The organism is Aeromonas sp. 25-AL00135 (assembly GCF_054052385.1).
Genome location: NZ_JBSTYQ010000004.1, coordinates 219,813 through 240,393, shown reverse-complemented (window position 1 = coordinate 240,393; position 20,581 = coordinate 219,813). Strand labels below are relative to the sequence as shown.

The following is a 20,581-nucleotide window of genomic DNA, read 5'->3' as shown; positions in this document are numbered from 1 at the left end:
ACTTAAAAAGTCAGCAAGAGCTCAATAGATTCTTTTCTAGGTGGATTTATCAATGCAATATCGTACAACATCGTTGGAAGGGGTGATAATCCTTACGCCCACTACTTTTTCAGATCATCGTGGTCAGTTTCGCGAGTGTTTTCGTCAAGATGAGTTTGAACAACACTGCGGCCATTATCCGCTGGTGCAAGACAATCTGAGCCGTTCTGTTGGGGGCACATTGCGTGGTTTGCATTACCAGCGTAGCCGACCACAGGGTAAGCTGGTACAGGTCATCAGCGGTAGCATTTTTGATGTGGCGGTTGATATTAGACCCGCGTCTCCTACGTATGGACAATGGCTGGGTTGTCTATTAAATGCAGATATAGGGGAACTTATCTGGATCCCGCCCGGTTTTGCGCACGGTTTTTATGTGCTAAGTGACAGTGCGGATGTTTTTTATAGATGCAGCGATTATTATCTTCCCGATGATGAAGCTGCTATTCGATGGGATAGCGCGCATCTGGCGATAACATGGCCGTTATCTGAGCAATTTCCCTTGCTGCTATCTGATAAAGATCGCCTGGCGACCGATTTCATCGATATGCCTTAGTACTATTTACTGTTGTCAGTCATTTTAATATAGATATTCGAGAGAGAGAAAAAATGAGCGAGAAAACACCGGTTATTCCTAGCCAGTGGACGCAGGCACCCGCATCAGACGAGATCGATCTGCGAGAGCTGCTGCTTGTGCTGTGGCGTCAAAAAGTATTGATATTGTTAGTAACCGGTGCGTTTGCTGTTGCGGGTATTTTTTACGCCATGACTGCGCGTCAGGTATGGACCAGTCAGGCCCTTATTTCGGAGCCATCAGTATCTCAAGTAGAGGCACTACAATTGGCTGTGGATAAAATACAAGTAATAATGTCCAACTACGGGGCACCTCCATCGGCAGCTGTATTTTCTTCGCTTGAGAAATCCGCTATTTACAAAAGTTTTATTTCAGCATTTAATAGCATGGATAATAAGCGGGCATTTTTGACACAAGATGGTGTCTACGCGGCCGAGATGGAGAAATCAGGAGTATCCGATAAGCGCAGTGAACTTCTGTTAATGAGTAAGTTAGCTGATTCCATATCTGCTAAGGCTCTGGATAAAATAAGCCAAGATATAACTTTAAATGTCTCTGCTGAAACGCCTGCGCTTGCTCTGCAGCGACTGAAAAAATATATTGAATTTGTTCAACAGCAGCAACTCAAACGCAAAAATGCAGAATTACAATCCATATGGCAGAACAGAATAAAAACTCTGGCTGCACAATATGACAATGTCAAAACTGATACATTGTTGAAAAGGCAGGAAGAGCTTCAGCGGGTTAGATATAGTTTGCGTATCAGTAAGGCGGCCGGTGTAGATGTGCCTCTTGAACGGATCGATAGCCAAGAAATTTTCAATATTCAGCTAGGTGCTAAAGGGTTAGCTGAAAAGTTGAGCATATTGAATGAGATTAAAGACCCTGAACTGCTTAACCCTGAATTAGGGAAGATTCGTCTGCAATTAAGTAGTTTAAAGGCATTGAAACTTCAAAATGTTGAGTTTGCGTCGTTTAACATGATCGACTCACCGGAAGAACCGTTTACCCGTGACAACCCAAAACGTCCGCTAATTATTGTATTGGCAACCCTGCTGGGTGGTATGTTAGGCGTTGCGATTGTGCTGGTACGGCATGCCTTTCATCGATCAGAAGGGGCATGATGTTTTTGTTTGAGCATAGAGTTTGAATGCTATTCACTTGGATATGACTTCGTTAGTGCTTAATGCTACCATGCCGCTGTTTTTGCTCATGGTTATCATGGTGTTTATTTTTATGGGTATTGGGTGGAATAACTAAAATGAAACAAAAGGGATTGCTTCTCTCACTGGCTTTGATGGGCTTGCCAGTTATGGCTGCACCACAAATCACGCCTGAGATGATGGCAAAATTTAAACAATTATCTCCTGCCCAGCAGCAGGCGCTGGCTGCTCAGTATGGTATCGACTCGTCCCAATTGGGAGGGAGTGCCAGCCAAAGCATTGTCACTCCGGTCAAAACTGTTCCTGTAGCTGCTCCACGTGAAGTGGATTACAGCCAAGAGTCTCAGCGGCCTTTGGTCGCAGGTGTAGTGCAAGAGGGGGCATTACAGCCTTTTGGTTATAGCGTTTTTGCCGGGGAACCTCTGACAGATGTGCCCGTGGTGGATATGCCGGTTGCAGACGATTATGTGATGGGGCCGGGTGACGAGATCCGGGTTCAGCTCTATGGAAAGGAGAATGCGAGTTATACCCTGGCGATTGGTCGTGAGGGATTTATCGATTTCCCTTCCCTTGGTCCTATTGCTGCCAGTGGCCAGACTTTCCAGCAACTACGCAGTGAACTGGAAAACCGGATCAAAGAGCAAAAAATTGGAGTAGAGGCATTTATCAGTTTTGGCGCTCTACGCACTATGCAGGTTTTTGTGATGGGTGATGCCTATCGCCCCGGTGCTTACAACGTCAATGGGATGGCTACGGTGACCCAGGCTCTGCAGGCTGCGGGTGGTATAGATACTGTGGGGTCGCTGCGCAAGATCCAGGTCAAGCGTGCAGGGCAAAAAGTGATCGATGTCGACCTCTACAAAATGTTGGTCTGGGGCGATACCAGCCAGGATATCCGTCTGCGCTCCGGTGATACGGTGTTTATCCCTGCTAAAGGCAGTGAAGTGAGTATCGATGGTTTGGTTAAACGCCCCGCTATTTATGAATTGAGTGGTCCCGCAGCCCTGGTTAATGTGCTTGGGTTGGCGGGCGGTATGAAGGCTGCTGCACTTAAAGAGGTCTCGGTGACCCGTTATGGTGAAACCGGGATGCGGGTATTTAACCTGAACTTGTCAAATCAGCATGATCGCCTGTTTGTTGTGCGTGATGGCGACAAAGTCACGGTCAAGCCGAGCAGCACCGAATATAGCCAGGCGATTGTGGTAAAAGGTGCCGTAGTTCGTGAAGGTGTCTTCAGCTTTCAGCCGGGAATGCGGATCAGTCGCGTGTTGCAAAGTGCCGACCGCGATCTGACATCGGTCACTGACCTGAATTATGCCCTGGTTGTGCGTGAGGTGGATGCGCAACGTAATATCGAGGTGCTGCAATTCAATCTGGGCCGAGTGTTGCAAATGCCGGGCGGGGAAGATGACATTCGTTTGCAGCCGAGGGATCAGGTGCTTATTTTCAGCAATGATGCAACCGATCGGCTGAAGCAGGTGGTGAGCTCTCAGAGCTCTTCGACAAGTATCGACAATCAGGCTAACCAACGCCTTGAGCAGCAAGCCAATGCGGTAGACGACAGTACAGGTGCTGATGTTAGTCGTGCTCAATTGGCTAAAGAAGATAAGATGACTTTGGCTAGTGTGTCTAATACGACCAAGACTGAGGCGTTAGTTGGTGCCTCTCGTCAAGCTTTGCTTGCTCCGGTTATTGAGCGTTTGAAAGCACAAGCAGCACAAGGTAAACCTGTACAGATTGCTGAAGTGCGTGGTGAGGTTAAATATCCGGGTGTTTATCCCTTGACGCCTTATAGTCGAACCCATGATTTGATCATGGCTGCTGGCGGGTTTAACGAACAGGCGAATGTGATTGAGTTATCTCGCGTGAGTGAGCGAGGGAATGATATTGCAATTGAAAATCAGCGTCTGGATTTGGCAACTGCAAATCGGGTAATCGGTTCGCCGTTGGTGCAATCAAAAGACAGTTTGAACGTATTGCCTCATCCTCAGTGGCGTGAAGAAGCAACTGTACAGGTGTTTGGCGAGGTGAAGTATCCGGGAACTTATACGGTTCGTCGTGGAGAAAGTTTGCATGATTTGATCCTGCGTGTTGGTGGTATAACCCCCTATGCCAATCCGAATGGTGCTGTATTTGCCCGTGAAGCCCTGCGTAAACAGGAAGCAGAACGAATCGCGTTGCTGCGTGATGAGCTAAAGCAAGAGATCGCGACGATGACACTGCGTCGTCAATCCAGTATCGCTAACTACAACAGCTCGCCTGCAGAGGCGATGACGGTGGTAAATCAGCTGGAAAACAGCAAGGCTGTCGGTCGCATGACCATCGATATGCCGGCGGTTTTGTCTGGAGACAAGCAGGCTGACGTGATGCTGCAAGATGGCGACAAGCTTTATGTGCCTGCGTTGCAAAATGTGGTCTCTATTCAGGGGATGGTGCAATTCCCCTCCTCACATGTTTATGACGGTAACCTGAGTGTTAATGATTACTTGAGCCGTGCTGGGGGAACCAAGAAACAGGCTGATACCGACCGTATCTACGTGATCAAAGCAAATGGTAGTGTAATGCTGCCTGGTGATAGCTGGTTTGGTAGTCGCAAAGGCCTGGAGCCAGGGGATACCATCGTGGTACCAGTTGATTCTGATTATCTGGATAACCTGAGTATCATGACCTCTGCAACACAGGTCCTCTATCAACTGGGTGTCGCGTGGAGTGCAATCAAGTAATTGTATCGTTTATTTGGTCACCTATTCAGTCAGGTGGTGAAGGTCACCTGACTCTTCTGAGATCTGGTTTGTTATGGCACAAGTAAAAGAATATCCTCCTTTAACCTTGGCAATGAACGGAGGGAAGGAAGATGAAATCGATTTGCGTGAATTATTCGCGGCGCTTTGGCGTGGTAAGTGGTGGGTAGTCGCCAGTACCTTGGTTGGTGCGGTTATTGCTGTCATTTTTGCACTCTCACTGCCAAATATTTATCGTTCAGAGGCTTTGCTTGCCCCATCTACGGAGCAGCAAGGAGGTGGGCTTGCTGCTATGGCTGCCCAATTTGGCGGTCTTGCTAGCTTGGCTGGTGTAAATCTCAGTGGTGGCGGTGGTCAGGACAAGACGGCTATTGCGGTCGAAATTGGGAAATCCCGCCAATTCTTAAGTCACTTTATCCGCCAACATCAGCTGGAAGTGCCGTTGATGGCTGTTACCAAAACAGACAAGGCGACCGGTGAATTGGTGATTGATGAAGATGTCTACGATGTTGCCAGCAAGAAGTGGGTACGTGAAGTACCTCCAGGCAAGTCCGTGGAACCAACAGATTGGGAGCTAGTTAAGGCATTTCGTGAACTTGCCAGTATTAATAAGGATGCCAAATCAGGGTTGGTTACGGTGGCGGTGGAGTACTACTCTCCTGAGTCTGCCAAGCAGTGGGTTGACTGGTTTGTGGCCGATCTCAATGAGGCCATGAAGCAGCGTGATCAAACTGATGCGACACGTAACATTACCTATCTCAAAGCTCAGCTTGAGAAAACCCCGGTCGCAGATATGCAGAAGGTGTTCTATCAGCTGATTGAGGATCAGACAAAAACACTGATGTTGACAGAAGTGAATCAAGAGTATGTATTTAAAACCCTTGATCCTGCAGTGGTTGTTGAGGAAAAAGCGAAACCTAAACGGGCGTTGATCGCCGTATTGGGGACTCTGATTGGTGGTATGTTAGGCGTAATGATTGTACTGATACGTCATGCAATCGGTCGTACACCTCGTCATTGATAAGAGGGCTATCTGAGCGACTCATACTGGCCAAGTGCTCTGTTTCAAGATATCCTGTTAGTACGTTAAGTTATCTTTAAATAAGGAAATTAGTAATGAAAAAATCAGCGTTGACTTTGGCTGCTTTGTTGGCCGTTTCTTCAAACGCATTTGCAGTTGAAGAAGCTGCAGGTGCTGCTGCTGGTTCCACTGGCGTAGCAGGTACTGCCGCTGTAGGTACTACCACTCTGGTTGCTGTGGGCGTTGGTGCAGCGGCTCTGGCTGCTGTTGTTGTTGCTAATGCCAATGACGACTCCACCAGTACCAGCACTAACACAACAACTGCTACTAAATAAGTTGTTTGATATTGTAATAAGGCTGCCACATTGGCAGCCTTATTTTTGTCACTTTGCAATTATTTTCCCATTCCACTGAGTAACCCATCTATGTTTTCTCTTCGTTTGTTTATGTCTTTGGGGTTATTACTCTTGAGTGGCTGTTCCGCCACCAGTTCAGATACCTATGCAACTCTCCGCTATGCCCTTTTGGGAATGGATGATGTGGAGGTTACGTCTGAAAAAATACGTGAATTACCTTATGCGAGCGCCTATCTGCGAGTGGGTGATAATCCACAGGCATTGGTTGTGCTTGCGTTTGCAGATCCTGATGGTTCATTGAGCTGGGTGAGCTCTGATAATAAGCTTTTTGTTACCAAATCAGGTCGGCTACACAAGACGGTGGGTTTGGAAAATGATCTCTATTTAGTGGCATCATCCTGGCCTGATCCATTGAAAAAAATGGTAAATGTACCCGATATATCTTTGAACCTGGATGCTATGTCTTGGCAGTATACTGCCGAATGGGAAAAGGATTATCTGAGTGGATATGACATGCGGGCTAAGTTTATATCTGCTGTTCCAGAAAAGTTGTTAATCCTTGATAAAACACATGATGTTATGTTGATTGATGAGTTGGTCAGTGTCGGACATGACCAGAACTCTTGGCATAACTACTATTGGTTTGAGCCTAGTACGGGCAGAGTATTAAAAAGCCAGCAGCAATTGGGGCCGGAATTACCGGTGATTGAAATGACAATATTAAAGCCGTACGCATTATGAAAAGATACCTGACGATCGGTCTCATACCATTTTTTGCTTTGGCTCAAGCTGATGTAAACGTGATTTTTGAGCGTCATGCAACAGCGAAGATTGAGTTGCATGATGGTGCCAGACTTGCAGACCTGTTATTTAATGTTCAATTACCAGATGATATCTATTGGCGTACTGCACAAATTGCGAATGAAAAGACCATAGCGGAATTTCAGATGACTAAAGAGCAATTGCTCAAGGATATTAAAGCACTTCAAGTACTTTGGATGCGAGCAGGTGACAAAGGTTCATTGATCCAGTCAACGCAACAGTTACTACAAGAGCTGGACAAAGTTCTTGTCAGTGGCCGTTTGTCAATCGCATTAGATCCTGCCAAGTCCAGAATTGACCCGCATGGTAATCCACTATTAAAAGGGCAGTACACCCTTTTCCTTGCTTCAAGGCCCGATTTTATCTACTTCGTGGGACTGATTAACGGTCGCAGTAAACAGCCACTTCAGCCTGGTGCCAGTTTGGCAAGCTATTGGCAGGATTACCGCTTGTTGGCTGGCGCTGCGCAGTATGAAGCATTTCTGATCCAGCCTGACGGTTCTATCAGCCAGGTTCCTGTTGCGAATTGGAACAAACTGCATCGTGAACCTATGGCGGGTGCTACGCTCTTTGTCGGTTTTGATCCCCAAATCCTTCCAGAGCAATATAAAGATATCAATATTCGTATTGCCAGTCTGCTTGCTAATCGAGTACCAGAATAATGCTGCCTAAATTGAAATATATTGCGATCTTTGTTTCAGGAGCTGTTTGTGCTGCAGAGTCTGTTATTGATCCTTATGGTCCTTCACAAGGTGATTTCGGTGGTGCGGGTCTGCTTCAAATGCCTACCGCACGAATGGCTAAAACAGGTGAGTTCAGTGCCAACTATGTTGATAATGATCAATATCGTCGATGGTCTATCTCTGCGCAGCCATTTGACTGGTTTGAAGCAACACTGAGATATACTGATGTAAGAACAAAAAAATATAGTAACTATGAAGATTTTAGTGGTGATCAAACCTACAAAGACAAAGGGATGGATTTCAAGTTTCGTCTTTGGCAAGAATCTAACTATCTACCACAGATTTCAGTTGGCTTTAGAGATCTAATGGGGACCGGTCTCTTTGATAGTGAATTTGTGACGGCCAGCAAGCGGTATGGACCATTTGATTTTACTATCGGTATCGGCTGGGGAAACATGGCCGAAAGTGGTAATGTTAAAAACCCATTTTGTGAGTATAAAGATAGCTGGTGTCAAAGAAATAATAGCTTCTCTGGTAATGGTGGTAAGTTTGAGTTTGATAGCCTGTTTCATGGGCCGGCTGCACTCTTTGGTGGTATTGAGTATCAAACACCATGGCAGCGACTCAGGTTGAAGCTGGAATATGATGGCAATGATTATAGCAAGGAGTTCGCTGGCCATATTCATCAAGATTCACCTTGGAATGTAGGTGCGGTGTACCGCGTGTTCGATAATCTGGATAGCCATCTAAGCTGGCAGAGAGGAAACACCTTGATGTGGGGGCTGACTTTTCGGACTAACTTTAATGACCTGAAACCAGCTCATATTGACCAGCCAAGACCCATCTATCAGCCTGACCAAGTTCCAGCCACTATGACTGATGTGAAGTGGAAGGCGCTAACTGACGATTTGAAAGAGAATGCTGGTTGGCAGGATACAGAATTTTACACAACCACCAATTCTGTGACTGTCATCGGCACGCAGAGCAAGTATCGCGATCAGAATGAAGCGATGAAGAGAACCTCTTTGTTAGCCGCAAATTATTTGCCGGGTACGGTCGATGAGCTGAATGTTGTTGAACGTAAGGCGAACTTCCAGTTGCAAGAAACCCGCATCGATCTCCCATCTGTTCGTCGTGCCAATGTGGTACAAGTGTTGGGAGAAGAACAACATGAAAAATCGACGGTTCAGGCTGCAGGAAAAATTCAGGGAGAATCTATCTACTCATCTGAGCGCAAGTCATTTTCATACTCTTTTGACCCAGACCTAACGCAATCATTTGGTGGTGCTGAGTCTTTCTATATGTATCAGTTAGGCATTAATGCAAATGCTGATTGGCATATAAATGAAAACAACAGTTTGCAAAGCACGCTGTTTGTTAATCTGGTTAATAACTACGATGAGTTCAATTATAAAGCTCCTCCTCCAGATGGCGCAGCCTTACCACGGGTTCGAACGTGGATTCGTGAGTATGTAGACTCCTCCGATGTATTACTTAACAACTTGCAGTTAACCCATATGCAACCACTTGCTCAAGATTGGTACGGACAAGCTTATGGTGGATATTTGGAGATGATGTATGCCGGGGTCGGGAGTGAGGTGCTTTATCGTCCATATGGTAAGACTTGGGCTATTGGTGTTGATGCAAACTGGGTGAAACTGCGAGACTGGAACAACACCTTGAAAATGGCTGATTACGATGTGATGACCGGACATGTTACTGCATATTGGCAGTTACCATTCATGAGTAATGTCACCGCTAAAGTCTCCATAGGTCAGTATTTGGCTGGTGACAAAGGCGCGACATTCGACTTCTCAAAACGGTTTGATTCGGGTGTTGTCTTGGGGGGGTATGCAACATTTACCAATGTTTCTGCAGACGAGTATGGTGAAGGTAGCTTTACCAAAGGAATTTATGTCACGATACCGTTTGATTTGATGTTGCTCAAGCCAACAACCGCGAAAGGAAGCATTGGATGGGTTCCTTTGACACGGGATGGAGGCCAGATGTTGAGCCGCAAGAATGGTCTTTACGGCTTGACAGAGCTGTAGTAATCGAAAGTTGTATAGAGCCGATCTTTTTTCATCAAACAGGGCGAGCAGTTGCAAACTGCTCGCCCTTTTATTACCTACCCAAGATATATGGCAATCTGCAGAAATTATGCTAGGAATGCATGATGATTAAAAACATAAATGGTGTGTTTGGCGTACTTTTTATCGCTTATTGGTTGTTGGGCATGCATTTTTTTATGCACAACCCCGGAGGTGCAGGACTGTATCTGCCATTTAACGCATGGGGATGGGTATTTGCCTCGCTGGTTATTGGATTGGGGCTTTGGCTGGTGACGTTACGCCAGCGTCTGCTCTTTTCTCCATTACAAGCGGGCTTATTGATAGGGGCACTCTTGCTACTGTTGCCGATGTTCTATCCAGGTTTTGCACTCAAGGATTATGCCATTCCCCGATTGCTAGGGCTTTTTGCTGGTCTGCTGTTTTTGTTTGGACTCTATCAATGGCGCTTTGATAAGGCGCAGCGTGATCGCTTGCTCTATCTCATCCTGATTGCGAGCGTGATGGAGGCATTGCTGGGTCTGGTGCAATTCTACCTCTTAACGTCAGGAAACTGGATTGGCTATGACACCAAAGCCAATCGCCCTTACGGGATCTTTCAACAGCCAAATGTGATGGCGACATTTATGGCAACTGGCCTTGCCCTTGCTATCTGGCTGGAATTACGCCGAGAGGGGGGTCGATTGCTGATGGCGTTGCGTTATGGCGTCATTCTATCAGCAGTACTGCTGCTCGTTGTTTTGCAATCCCGAGTGGGGCAGTTAGGCGGTCTGCTAGCACTGTTTTTACTGATGCCTCAGCTTTATCGACAGCGACTGCTATGGCGGATATTGGGTCTGGTTATTTTGGCTGTAGCGATTGGTCTGTTATCACAATATTGGCTGGCTGGAGCAAAGCGCGGATTAGAGATCTATCAGTCCGGTGGTATGCGCTCTATTTATTGGCCTTATGCGGTAAAACTGATTGCACAGGCACCCTGGAGTGGTTGGGGATACGGCAGTTTTGAATCTGTTTTTCTCCATCACTACATGGCTGATAAAGCACTAAATCCGTCTATGGTGCAGATTGAGTACAATCTTGACCACCCCCACAACGAGTTTCTTTATTGGGCTGTTGAGGGCGGTATTGCCCCCATGGTCGGTATGGTGATCATGGGAGGTGCATTATTATGGCGTCTGGCGAGTGTGCGCTGGGTACATGCTATGGGGCTGCTTGCCTTGGTTACCCCGATATTGCTTCATACCCAGACGGAATACCCTCTCTACCATGCGATCGTGTTATGGTGGCTGTTGCTGACGCTGATTCATATCATCGATACCGAAATTGAAGAGACCAATATGGCGAGTCAGGGTTTCTCATCATGGTGGGATATGGAGTGCCGCCCATGGCTGTTACTGCGATTTATGGCGATCGCTATCCCGCTGCTGGTTGTTCCCTTTATGCTTACGGCCATTCACACCGCATGGATAGTCACCAAATATGAACGGGGTGGGTATAAAGAGCCGACTTTGCTACTTGATATCGTCAATCCCATGGCCTGGTTGACCCGAGTCGAGTTTGATGTGAACTCGGTTCGTCTAATGGTGGGTTTGCAGACAAATAACAAGACCGAGCTGGAAGCTTATCTGGAGTGGGGGCAGGCATTCGTACGCCATACACCCCGTGCCAACATATACGCCAATATGGTGATCGCGCTTAATGCATTGGGTCGTACAGAGGAAGCCAATACGATGCGAGCGGAAGCGCTCAAGCTCTATCCAACCGAGCCCCTTTTAACTGGATCCTCTTCACAGGCAGTGATTACCGGTGTTGACCAATCAGGCAAGAATATAACCAAAAATAAATAGTGCTATTTGGCTACATAGAAAGCCAGCCCTTAAAAACGGCTGGCTTTTTTATTGTTTACCTTCTGGACGGCCAGTATCCGAACAGTCTGTTTTCGGACGCATACCTCTGTCAAACGGGCAACGAAAAGCATATTTGAAATGTCATGCTTTGCTCTCAACTAATTGATTAATATGTGATTTTATTGGTGGTGTCGAATGGGTTGATAGTCAATTGGGAGTATCCCCTCATCATCGGGTGAAGGGACTGGATCTAGACGTGTTCATTGCTAAACAGATAGGCATAGTCTTGTCACATGATGTTGAAGGTATGGTAGAAATGTTCGCTCAGGCTTATAAAGCAGGTTACCGAGTTAGTTTTGTTGGATGCTGAACTGGAAATTAATGAGTCTTGAAATACCGATGTTTCTTGAACACAAGATGGTAATCACCTCTCTACCCAGAAAATCTGCATTCCAGCCAGTTTGTTATTGATAGTGGCAAGCATTCGATCTTGATGGTGAAATTTAAGAAAAAAAGAACGTTAATATAGAAAAACAGTATGTTCTTGCGAATTGTCCATGCTATTCTGAAACAGTGTCCCTGTAACCGACTTTTTTGTGAGGAAATAATGAACGAGTTTCTGAAAGTTCTGCTGAACATTCGCAGTTTGCGTGCGGCTATTCGTGAACTGCCGTTTGAGCAACTGCTGGAAGCTAAAGAGAAGTTTGACCTAGTTTACCAAGAGCGCGCCGATTCTGTTGAACAGGAGCGTGCTGAACAGGAAGAACGTCAGCGCAAGCTGAATGAATTCACCGAAATGCTGCAGCAGGCTGGTATTGATCCTCGCGAGCTGCTGGCGACTGCCGCTGCTCCGGCTGCTGCGACTGGCGCTGCCAAGAGCAAGCGTGCTCCGCGTCCGGCTAAATACAAGTACGAAGAAGATGGTCAGGAAAAAACCTGGACCGGTCAAGGTCGTATGCCGAAAGCCATTGCTGCTCAAGTAGCACTGGGTAAAGACCTGAACGATTTCCTGATCTAATTCGTCAGGTTCAGAGATTGAATAATGCCGCCTTTGAGCGGCATTGTTTTTGCCGTTTTACTCGTGGTTATCCAATCTGCCCCTTCGCCCCACTGTTATCTACATCCTCGCTTGTATCCTTTTTACCGTCGTTTCACTTCACTGTTACTTTTCTCAATATCACTCGTTGTTTGTGATTAATTTTGTCGTGCAGGATTAACTGCGTGATATCGCATATTTGTATGCGTCGTTCAGATATGCGCTTCGGAAATGCATCTCACGATTCACGGGGCGCCGCTCGGCAAGAGCCGAGCTCTCAGCTGATGGAATATCCGGTAACCGTTATCTCCGGTCAGGAGGCGTGAGGGATAGAGATAGCCGCAAGGTATAGCCGGGATATTCTGGGTCGCCGATGCATGTAATTGGATGGGCTGCCGTAACTGCTCCGGATGATGAGCAATGGCGTTTGTCTGCCGTGTGGGCGAGGGAATTCGGTGCGGTCGATGGCGATGGTATTCCCCACTCTGCCGGCAGAGTGGGGAATGGCCGGAGGCGTTATCGGGGCGCCACGCTATCGCTGCCACCCAGGGCGCGATAGATTTTGGCGGTGGTGGTGAGCTGCTCTTTTTGCTGGGCCAACAGGCTCTGCTGGGCCTCCCACAGTCGGTTCTGCTCATCGAGCCAGGCTTGCACGCCGGTCGCACCCGCCTGGAAGCGAGCCTTGGCCAGTCGTTCGGCCTCCCGGGCATAACTCAGCTGCTCCTGCAGATAATCGAGTCGCTGCTGGCCATAGTGGCGGGCGGCCAGATTGTCTTCCACTTCCACCAGTGCGGTGTAGAGCTGTTTGCGAAACTCGGTTTCAGCGATCTGGTAATCCAGCTCTGAGCTTTCGATGGCGAGCTGGGTGCGGTTGTATTCAAGGAAGGGGAGGGCAAGGCTGGCTCCCAGCGTGCCGACCGGATTTTGCAGCACCTGCGCCAATCTATCGGATGCGGTGCTGGCACTGCCGGTCAGGGTCAGGCTGGGGTAGAAGCTGGTGCGGATCTCGTCCCCTTTTGCCAGCGTCTTGCGCAGCCGCAATTCGGCCGCTTTGACATCGGGGCGGCGAGCCAGCACATCGGCCGGAATACCCACCGCAAGTTCTGGAATGGTCTGGGTTGCAAGGGAAGCGGGTGCATACTCCAGCGGCCCGCTGCTGCGGCCCAGCAGCAGACGCAGGGCATTGCGAGCCTGCTCCTGCTGCGCTTTGAGGGAGGCCAGCTCAGCCTGCTTGCCTGCCAGTTGCTGGCGTGCCTGCGCCAGATCGAGCCGGGTGATGGCGCCTGCCTGGTATTTGGTCTGGGTCAGCTGCTCAGTACGGGTCAGGTTGGCCAGCTGCTGTTCCCCAAGGGTGATGGCAGAGCCGAGATAGCCGAGCTGCCAATACTGCTCCAGGGTATTGCCGATCAGCAGTAGTCGGGTGCTGGCGAGATCCTGCTCGCTTGCTGCCGCTTCCCAGCTTGCCTGATCTCGCACTGAGGCAAGCTTGCCCCACAAATCCACTTCGTAACTGAGGCTCAGCGAGGGGCCCAGACTGTTGGTGTCTTTGCCGGTTTTCAGATCCTTGTTGCCACTGGCGGCGATAGTGCCATTGACCGAGGGGGTGAGGTTGGTATTGGCCTGCTCGGCACCCAGTCGGGCGCTTTTGAGCTTGAGGGCCGCCACACGCATGTCCGGGTTAGCGGCCAGTACCGCATCGACCAATTTGTCGAGCTGGGGATCATCAAATTCCCGCCACCAGGGGCCGGCCTGCGCAGCCAGTTGGGCGCCCTCTGCTTGTTGCCATGTGGGGGCGATCGCCAGCTCGGGTCTTTGATAGGTGCTGTGCTGACTGCAGCCGCTGAGGGCCATAGAGAGAGCCAGCCAGGAGAGTTTGTGCATTGTTATTCCCTCGCCAGTGCGACAACAGGGTCGAGCCGCGCCGCATTGCGTGCCGGCAGGTAACCAAACAGGATCCCGATGAGTGACGAGCAGCCAAAGGCCATCAGGATGGAGAAGAGCGAAAACTGCATCTTGATGGAGTCCACCAACAGTGAAAAGAGCGCGCCAATACCGAGCGAGAGGCCAACGCCAAATATCCCCCCCAGCAGGCTCACCATCACAGCCTCAATCAGGAATTGCTGCAGGATATCCGACTGGCGGGCGCCCACGGCCATGCGAATGCCGATCTCGCGGGTGCGCTCCACCACCGACACCAGCATGATGTTCATCACGCCCACCCCGCCGACGATCAGCGAGATCACTGCGATGGCCGAGACCATCAGGGTCATGGTGGCGGTGGTTTTCTCCACCGATTTGATGATGCTGTCACTACTGAAGGTGAAGAAATCCTTCACCCCGTGGCGCTTGGTGATCAGTTCGATCACTGCCTGCTCGGCCAGTGCCGGTTGTACCCCGTCTTTGACCCGGATGGTGATCTGGCTGAAGTGGTGCTGCGAGATGAGGCGACTCATCACCGCGCTGTAGGGCAGCCAGATATTGACCGACTGGCTGGTGGGGCCGAAGCCGGTCTCCTGCGAAACCACACCGACAATCCGCACCGGCAAGGTGCCGACCAGTACTACCTTGCCTACAGGATCCTCCTTGCCAAGCAGGCTGGTGATGCTCTTCTTGTCCACCACGGCGACGGCGGCACGCTGCTGGATATCTTGCCACTCCAGTAAGCGACCACTCACCAGCGTCATCCCCTTCACCTTGAAATAGTCGTTGCCGACCCCGGTCACATTGCCGCTGTTGGTCTTGTTGCGGTAGCGCAACTGGCCGGAGCTGCCGATCTCGGGGCTGGCGCCCGCAAGATAGGGTTGCCCCAACAGGGCATCGAGATCCCCCTTGTTGAGGGTCTGGATGCTGGCCATCTTCTCATCGCCCCATCCTTTACCCGGGAAGATTTCGATGGTGTTGGTGCCCATCGCATTGATCTGGTCGATCACCTTGGCGCGCGCCCCTTGACCAAGGGCGACCACGCTCACCACGGCGGCGATGCCGATGATGATGCCGAGCATGGTGAGAAAGGTGCGCATCCGGTGGGCTAGCATGGCATGCATCGCCATCCGTCCCGCTTCCCGATAGCGATCCCAATCGTGGCCCATGGCACCTTTAGTGGGCACTATTTTTTGAGGGGCTGTGGTTGTGGTTGTGGCGGTGGCTGGAGCCAACACGGCCGTTTGGCAGGGGCCGCTATCTTGTTCCATCCGACCATCCTTGAGAGTGATGATCCGGCCGGCATGGCTGGCCACGTTCATATCGTGGGTGACCAGAATGATGGTGTGGCCCTGCGCGTGCAGCTCCTTGAGGATCGCCATCACCTCCTTGCCGCTCTGGCTATCCAGTGCGCCAGTCGGTTCATCGGCGAGGATCACTTCGCCGCCATTAGCCAACGCCCGGGCGATACTGACCCGCTGCTGCTGACCGCCAGAGAGTTGGCCTGGGGTATGGTGGCTGCGATCGGCCAGCCCCAGTCTGCCCAGCAGCTGACGCGCACGCGCCTGGCGATCCGGGCGGCTGGTGCCGGCATAGACGGCGGGGATCTCCACGTTGGCGGCGGCATCGAGGTGGGGCAGCAGGTGGTAGCGCTGAAAGATAAAGCCGAAGTGGTGGCAGCGTAGTCGGGCCAGCGCCAACGCATCCATGGTGGCGGTGTCCTGACCGCGAAACAGGTACTGGCCGCCGCTCGGGCTATCCAGACAACCCAGCAGGTTCATCAGGGTCGACTTGCCGGAGCCGGACGCGCCGACAATGGCGATCATCTCTCCTGCCGAGATGGTGAGATCAAGAGGGTGGAGCACGGTGACTTCGCTGTCGCCGCTCTGGTAGCGTCGCTCGACCCCTTTCAGCTGGATCAACGGCAGCTGGTTCAGGGGCTCACTCATAGCATCACCGCCATCTCATCATTGTCGGCGGGGGCTCCGTGATTGAGCTGCACCTCCTCCTTCTCGCTTAGCCCGCTGATCACCTCAATGCGGATCTCATCCTTCATACCAGTCTTGATATGGCGGGTTTCGGTTGTTTCATCGTCCTTGATCACGGTGACTTCATACTCGTTGTCACCCAGCGACTTGCCGAGGGCGGTTTGCGGCACAGTGAGCACCTGCTTGCGCTCGCCGAGCACTATGGTCACCTGGGTGGTCATTGCCACCCGCAGGGTATGGTCGGGATTGGGCACATCGAACAGGGCGTAGTAGTAGACAGCAGCATTGTTGGTGGTGGTGCCTGTGGTGGCCTGATCGTTGATGTTGGTAGGCGCTAACTCCACGGCGCGAAGCGTACCCTGATAGCGGGTATCCGGATCGCCGATCAGGGTGAAGTAGACCGGCATGCCGGCTTTGACCTTGGTGACATCTGCTTCGGAGATCTGCGCCTTGACCGTCATGGTCTCGAGGTTGGCCAGCTTGAGTACGGTCGGCACCGTCTGGCTGGCAGCCAGGGTCTGGCCCTGACGGGTCACAATGCTGATAACGGTGCCATCCATCGGCGCCAGGATCTTGGTGTAGCCCAGCTCGGTCTTGGCCCGATCAACCTTGATCAGGGCATTGTCGATATTGGCCTGGCTGTTTTGCAGTTCGGCGCGGGTGACCGCCAGCAGGGCCTCGGCACTCTCCAGATCGGCCCGTGAACTCGCCTCCTGCTTGAACATCTGCTGCTGGCGCCGCCAGGCGAGCTCGTTCTGTTTGAGTTGTGCCTGCTTGATCTTGAGCTGGGCGCGGTTGCTGGCAAGTTCCGCCTCGGCCGTCTTGAGGTTGTTCTGGGCAATCAGGGGATCGATCTCGGCCAGCAGGTCTCCCTGCTTGACCTGATCACCTGCCTCGACGGCCAGCTTGGTGACTTGACCGGAGACCTGGGCCCCCACATCCACCTGTTCCACGGCCTGCAGCACACCACTGGCCAGCACGGTTTGGGCAATATCCTCGCGGGTCACCTGAGCGGTCAGCATCGCCTTGGGTGGTTGACTGGGCCAGAGCAGCCAGCCGAGGAGCACCACGGCGATCAGAATTGTGATGGCCAGGGTTCTCTGCTTGGGGGTTATGTTCATCGATCACCTGAATGGAAACGGAAAAGGTTGTGCGCGGCGATTATCCTGCAGCAAAGCCCTGATAAATAACAGCCGCAAATATGTAAGCAAAGTTATGGCGTTAACTGTCAATAAGCCGAGAAAGGAGTAAGCGAGAGGCCGCAGTCGTGAGCATGATGGTCAGCAAGAGGGGGGCGACTGGCGGTGGCGATGAGAAAGCCCTGCGCAGAGACAGGGCTTTGGAATAGGTGATGGCGAGGGAGGATCAGGCCTTGGCCAGCAGATCCATCACCCAGGGCAGACCCTGCTTCTTGCGGCTGACAAAGCCCGGGTGGTAGCTGGACTCTGCCGGTACTTTGGCGTGCTCGGTAAAGTAGATACGGCTGGCAGCCGCAGTCAGGTCAGTCACCATCAACACGAAGAAGTCGAGCCCTTCGCTCGCCACGCGCTGGGCCATCTCCTGCTGCAGGGCTGGCAGGTGCTCGGCCAGCTGTTGTTCGCTGCCCACTTCGATCTGGCTCATGATGAAGTTCAACCCTTCGGCTTGGAATGCCTTCTCATCCTGCTGCAGCAGTTGAGCTGGAGTCAGGCCGCTCAGGTCGGTTTTCGCCATCAGCAGCTGTTGGCCGAATTCGGCCAGCGATACTTCGGCCAGCGGTGCCAGACGCTCACAGGCTAGCTTGTCCTGCTCGGTGGTGGTCGGCGAGGTGAGACAGAGGGTGTCGCTCATGATGGCGCCCAGCATCAGGCGAGCCTGGCTGCGGGTCACAGTGCCTTGCTGGCTCAGCAGATCGAAGGCGATGGTGCAGGTGCAGCCGACGGCCCGGATCCAGGCATCCAGCGGAGACTGGGTGACCAGGGTACCGAGACGGTGGTGATCCACCAGGCCCAGTACATTGGCTTGTGCCAGTGTGGCAGGGCCCTGTTCCAGATCACTGAAATCCACCAGCCAGACATCTTCACCGGTCAGATCTTTGGTCAGCAACTCGGGTTCGCTGACGCCAGCCTGCTCCAGAATAAAACGGGTTTCGGTGCGCAGGTCACCCAGACGCCATGGGGTGGCCTGACGGCCCTGGCCATTGAGCCAGTCGGTGATAACCAGCGCACTGCAGATACTGTCGCTATCAGGATTCTTGTGACCAAAAACGTGGATCATAGACAAAGCCTCACAATTGGATACCCATAAAGGGGGGCAACACTATGCGAAATCCGCCACATGAAGGCAACCGGATCCACGCCCATGTTGCTGCCAGCTTCGCCTAACTCGCCATTTTATTGATCTGGGTCGGTAATCCTGACGCGAGTTCGGTGCTCACAGTTGGCTATTGGCTATTGCTGACTGTGCAGGTTATGGCACTCGTCCGAGCCTGCGAAGTTAGCATGTTTTGTCAGCGCTATCAGTCGCCATCGCTGCAAAACGCGTTATCACCTGATTCAGCGGCGCAGCAGCTCGCGAGCATTGGCCAGGGTGTTGTCGGTGATCTGGTCGCCACCGAGCAGGCGTGCCAGCTCATTGAGACGGGCATTCTGGTCGAGCGCATCCATCCGGGTTTCGGTGGTTTTGCCATCGGTATGCTTGCTCACCACCATATGCTGGTGGCCGTTGCCTGCCACCTGAGGCAAGTGAGTGACCACCATCACTTGAGTGGACTCGCCGAGCTGGCGCAGCAGGCGACCCACCACGGCGGCAGTCGGGCCGCTGATCCCCACATCCACTTCGTCGAAAATCAGAGTCGGGGTGGAGATCTTGCGGGCACTGATCACCACGATGGCGAGACTGATGCGCGACAGTTCACCGCCTGAGGCCACCTTGCCAAGCGGCTGGATCGGTTGGCCCGGGTTGGTGGTGACCATAAATTCCACCCGATCTATACCCAGCGGAGAGAGGCTGCTCTGGGCATCGGGGCGCACCTCGATGGCAAAGCGGCCATCGGGCATCGCCAGTTCGTGCATGCTGCTGGTTACCTTGGCGCCCAGCTCCTGGGCGTAACGCTGACGGCTCTGGCTCAGGGCCTCGGCGGCCTGGACAAAAGCCTGACGGGCCTCGGTCAGCTCATCTTCCATCCCCTCTAACCGCTCTTCGTCGGAGTTGAGGCGAGCGAGATCAGAGGCCAGCTCCTGATGGTACTGAGCCAGATCTGCCGGTTTGACATGGTGCTTGCGGGCCAGATTGATCGCCTTGGAGAGGCGGGCCTCCAGCTCGTTAAAACGCTCGGGATCCAGTTCCAGCCGATCGAGGTAGCTGCGCAGTTCGCTGTGGCTCTCCTGCACGCCGATCAGCGCTTCGTTCAGCATCTCCAGTACCGGAGTGAGGCGGCTGTCCATGCTGACCAGCCCCTCGGCCCGATCGACGGCCGATTGCAGCAGCCCTGCGATAGTGGTCTCTTCGTTGTCATAGAGCAGGTCGAGGCAAGCGCCGCACTCCTGCATCAGCTCTGTGCCGTTGGCGAGACGCTGATGCTCCTCCTCTATCTCTTCGAACTCCTCCGGTTGCAGGGCGAATTCGTCCAGCTCTTGCACCTGATACTCGATCAGCTGGCGGCGGGCTTCCCGCTGCTGCTGCTCGGCCTTGAGCCGGTTCAGCTCGTTTTGCAATTGACGCCACTGTTGATAGTGCTGGCGCACCTCGTCGAGCAGCAGATGGTGACCGGCATAACCATCGAGCAGAGCGAGCTGATAGTCGGGTTTGAGCAGCATCTGGTGGGCATGCTGACCGTGTACGTTGACCAGCAGCTGGCCCAGATTCTTGAGCTGGGTGAGGGGGACGGGCACGCCGTTGATATAGCTGCGGGAGCGGCCCTCGGCGGAGATGACTCGCCGCACGATACACTCCCCTTCGTTTTCCAGTTCGTTGGTGGCGAGCCAGGCGCGGGCGGCCGGGTTGTTGTCCAGCAGGAAGCGGGCGCTGACCTCGCTTTTGTCGCTATCGGGTCGCACCATGCCGGCTTCGGCCCGTTCTCCGAGGCAGAGACCGAGAGCGTCGATGGCGATGGATTTACCTGCACCGGTCTCCCCTGTGATGCAGGTCATGCCCGGTTGCAGATCGAGTTCGAGAAACTTGACGATGGCGAAGTTGTTGACGGTCAGCTGGGTCAGCATGGTCTCATCCTGTATAGGCCAACATTACTGTGTATGCATCCAGTATATACTGGTCTTATATACAGTAAAGAGGGTGCCGCCATTTTTAACAAAGGAAAGCCGCGCCAGTACGCCATGGCTATGAGA

Annotated in this window: 15 protein-coding genes; 10 read left to right on the top strand and 5 right to left on the bottom strand. The window is 51.9% G+C overall.

The genetic code is table 11. The features are described from left to right. Positions 1 to 52 precede the first annotated feature (52 nt). The 10 genes from rfbC to ACW5XC_RS05205 all read left to right on the top strand — a co-directional run bounded on the left by rfbC (position 53) and on the right by ACW5XC_RS05205 (position 12,330). Positions 53 to 592 carry a dTDP-4-dehydrorhamnose 3,5-epimerase gene (gene rfbC, locus ACW5XC_RS05250; protein ID WP_074042674.1) on the top strand — a complete coding sequence of 180 codons (540 nt, stop codon included), beginning with the start codon at positions 53 to 55 and terminating at the stop codon, positions 590 to 592. 53 nt (positions 593 to 645) lie between these two features. Continuing rightward, the gene (locus ACW5XC_RS05245; protein WP_042053010.1) at positions 646 to 1,734 is read left to right on the top strand and encodes an LPS O-antigen chain length determinant protein WzzB; all 1,089 of its coding nucleotides are present in this window, start codon (positions 646 to 648) and stop codon (positions 1,732 to 1,734) included. 137 nt (positions 1,735 to 1,871) lie between these two features. Next, positions 1,872 to 4,496 carry an SLBB domain-containing protein gene (locus ACW5XC_RS05240; protein ID WP_042053011.1) on the top strand — a complete coding sequence of 875 codons (2,625 nt, stop codon included), beginning with the start codon at positions 1,872 to 1,874 and terminating at the stop codon, positions 4,494 to 4,496. Between the two features lie 73 nt (positions 4,497 to 4,569). After that, positions 4,570 to 5,535 (top strand): Wzz/FepE/Etk N-terminal domain-containing protein, encoded by a 966-nt coding sequence (locus tag ACW5XC_RS05235; protein ID WP_042053013.1) that lies wholly within the window; start codon positions 4,570 to 4,572, stop codon positions 5,533 to 5,535. Positions 5,536 to 5,630: 95 nt separating this feature from the next. After that, a complete protein-coding gene (locus ACW5XC_RS05230; protein ID WP_074042675.1) occupies positions 5,631 to 5,870 on the top strand; it encodes a hypothetical protein in 240 nt (79 codons plus the stop codon). A 90-nt stretch (positions 5,871 to 5,960) separates the two neighbouring features. After that, positions 5,961 to 6,632, top strand: coding sequence for a YjbF family lipoprotein (locus tag ACW5XC_RS05225; protein WP_042053015.1), 672 nt, complete (start codon positions 5,961 to 5,963; stop codon positions 6,630 to 6,632). Further along, on the top strand, positions 6,629 to 7,375 hold the full coding sequence (locus ACW5XC_RS05220) for a capsule biosynthesis GfcC family protein (protein WP_042053017.1): 747 nt from the start codon (positions 6,629 to 6,631) through the stop codon (positions 7,373 to 7,375). Before ACW5XC_RS05225 ends, ACW5XC_RS05220 begins: the two co-directional genes overlap by 4 nt. After that, entirely contained in the window at positions 7,375 to 9,447 is a 2,073-nt protein-coding gene (locus ACW5XC_RS05215; protein WP_080771374.1) for a YjbH domain-containing protein, read from the top strand. Before ACW5XC_RS05220 ends, ACW5XC_RS05215 begins: the two co-directional genes overlap by 1 nt. 125 nt (positions 9,448 to 9,572) lie before the next feature. Next, a complete protein-coding gene (locus ACW5XC_RS05210) occupies positions 9,573 to 11,312 on the top strand; it encodes a PglL family O-oligosaccharyltransferase (RefSeq protein ID WP_042053019.1) in 1,740 nt (579 codons plus the stop codon). 607 nt (positions 11,313 to 11,919) lie between these two features. Next, the gene (locus ACW5XC_RS05205; RefSeq protein WP_005344269.1) at positions 11,920 to 12,330 is read left to right on the top strand and encodes an H-NS family histone-like protein; all 411 of its coding nucleotides are present in this window, start codon (positions 11,920 to 11,922) and stop codon (positions 12,328 to 12,330) included. A gap of 534 nt (positions 12,331 to 12,864) precedes the next feature. On the opposite strand, the gene ACW5XC_RS05200 is transcribed toward ACW5XC_RS05205, so the two are convergent. From ACW5XC_RS05200 to recN, 5 genes are all read right to left on the bottom strand, one after another. Next, entirely contained in the window at positions 12,865 to 14,229 is a 1,365-nt protein-coding gene (locus ACW5XC_RS05200; protein WP_042053020.1) for an efflux transporter outer membrane subunit, read from the bottom strand. A 2-nt stretch (positions 14,230 to 14,231) separates the two neighbouring features. Next, positions 14,232 to 16,217 (bottom strand): MacB family efflux pump subunit, encoded by a 1,986-nt coding sequence (locus ACW5XC_RS05195; protein WP_042053021.1) that lies wholly within the window; start codon positions 16,215 to 16,217, stop codon positions 14,232 to 14,234. Continuing rightward, complete coding sequence (gene macA, locus ACW5XC_RS05190; RefSeq protein WP_042053022.1) at positions 16,214 to 17,377, bottom strand: macrolide transporter subunit MacA; 1,164 nt, start codon at positions 17,375 to 17,377, stop codon at positions 16,214 to 16,216. The genes ACW5XC_RS05195 and macA overlap by 4 nt, the downstream gene beginning before the upstream one ends. Positions 17,378 to 17,621: 244 nt before the next feature. Then, positions 17,622 to 18,512, bottom strand: a complete 891-nt coding sequence (locus ACW5XC_RS05185; protein WP_042053024.1) for a manganese-dependent inorganic pyrophosphatase — start codon at positions 18,510 to 18,512, stop codon at positions 17,622 to 17,624. A gap of 278 nt (positions 18,513 to 18,790) precedes the next feature. After that, complete coding sequence (recN, locus tag ACW5XC_RS05180; RefSeq protein ID WP_042053026.1) at positions 18,791 to 20,455, bottom strand: DNA repair protein RecN; 1,665 nt, start codon at positions 20,453 to 20,455, stop codon at positions 18,791 to 18,793. Positions 20,456 to 20,581: the final 126 nt, after the last annotated feature.

Coding starts and splice junctions, on each gene's coding strand:
- rfbC (WP_074042674.1), top strand. CDS start 53: ATGCAATATCGTACAACATCGTTGGAAGGGGTGATAATCCTTACGCCC.
- ACW5XC_RS05185 (WP_042053024.1), bottom strand. CDS start 18,512: ATGATCCACGTTTTTGGTCACAAGAATCCTGATAGCGACAGTATCTGC.
- ACW5XC_RS05245 (WP_042053010.1), top strand. CDS start 646: ATGAGCGAGAAAACACCGGTTATTCCTAGCCAGTGGACGCAGGCACCC.
- ACW5XC_RS05195 (WP_042053021.1), bottom strand. CDS start 16,217: ATGAGTGAGCCCCTGAACCAGCTGCCGTTGATCCAGCTGAAAGGGGTC.
- ACW5XC_RS05215 (WP_080771374.1), top strand. CDS start 7,375: ATGCTGCCTAAATTGAAATATATTGCGATCTTTGTTTCAGGAGCTGTT.
- ACW5XC_RS05225 (WP_042053015.1), top strand. CDS start 5,961: ATGTTTTCTCTTCGTTTGTTTATGTCTTTGGGGTTATTACTCTTGAGT.
- ACW5XC_RS05240 (WP_042053011.1), top strand. CDS start 1,872: ATGAAACAAAAGGGATTGCTTCTCTCACTGGCTTTGATGGGCTTGCCA.
- macA (WP_042053022.1), bottom strand. CDS start 17,377: ATGAACATAACCCCCAAGCAGAGAACCCTGGCCATCACAATTCTGATC.
- ACW5XC_RS05200 (WP_042053020.1), bottom strand. CDS start 14,229: ATGCACAAACTCTCCTGGCTGGCTCTCTCTATGGCCCTCAGCGGCTGC.
- ACW5XC_RS05230 (WP_074042675.1), top strand. CDS start 5,631: ATGAAAAAATCAGCGTTGACTTTGGCTGCTTTGTTGGCCGTTTCTTCA.
- ACW5XC_RS05205 (WP_005344269.1), top strand. CDS start 11,920: ATGAACGAGTTTCTGAAAGTTCTGCTGAACATTCGCAGTTTGCGTGCG.
- ACW5XC_RS05235 (WP_042053013.1), top strand. CDS start 4,570: ATGGCACAAGTAAAAGAATATCCTCCTTTAACCTTGGCAATGAACGGA.
- ACW5XC_RS05210 (WP_042053019.1), top strand. CDS start 9,573: ATGATTAAAAACATAAATGGTGTGTTTGGCGTACTTTTTATCGCTTAT.
- recN (WP_042053026.1), bottom strand. CDS start 20,455: ATGCTGACCCAGCTGACCGTCAACAACTTCGCCATCGTCAAGTTTCTC.
- ACW5XC_RS05220 (WP_042053017.1), top strand. CDS start 6,629: ATGAAAAGATACCTGACGATCGGTCTCATACCATTTTTTGCTTTGGCT.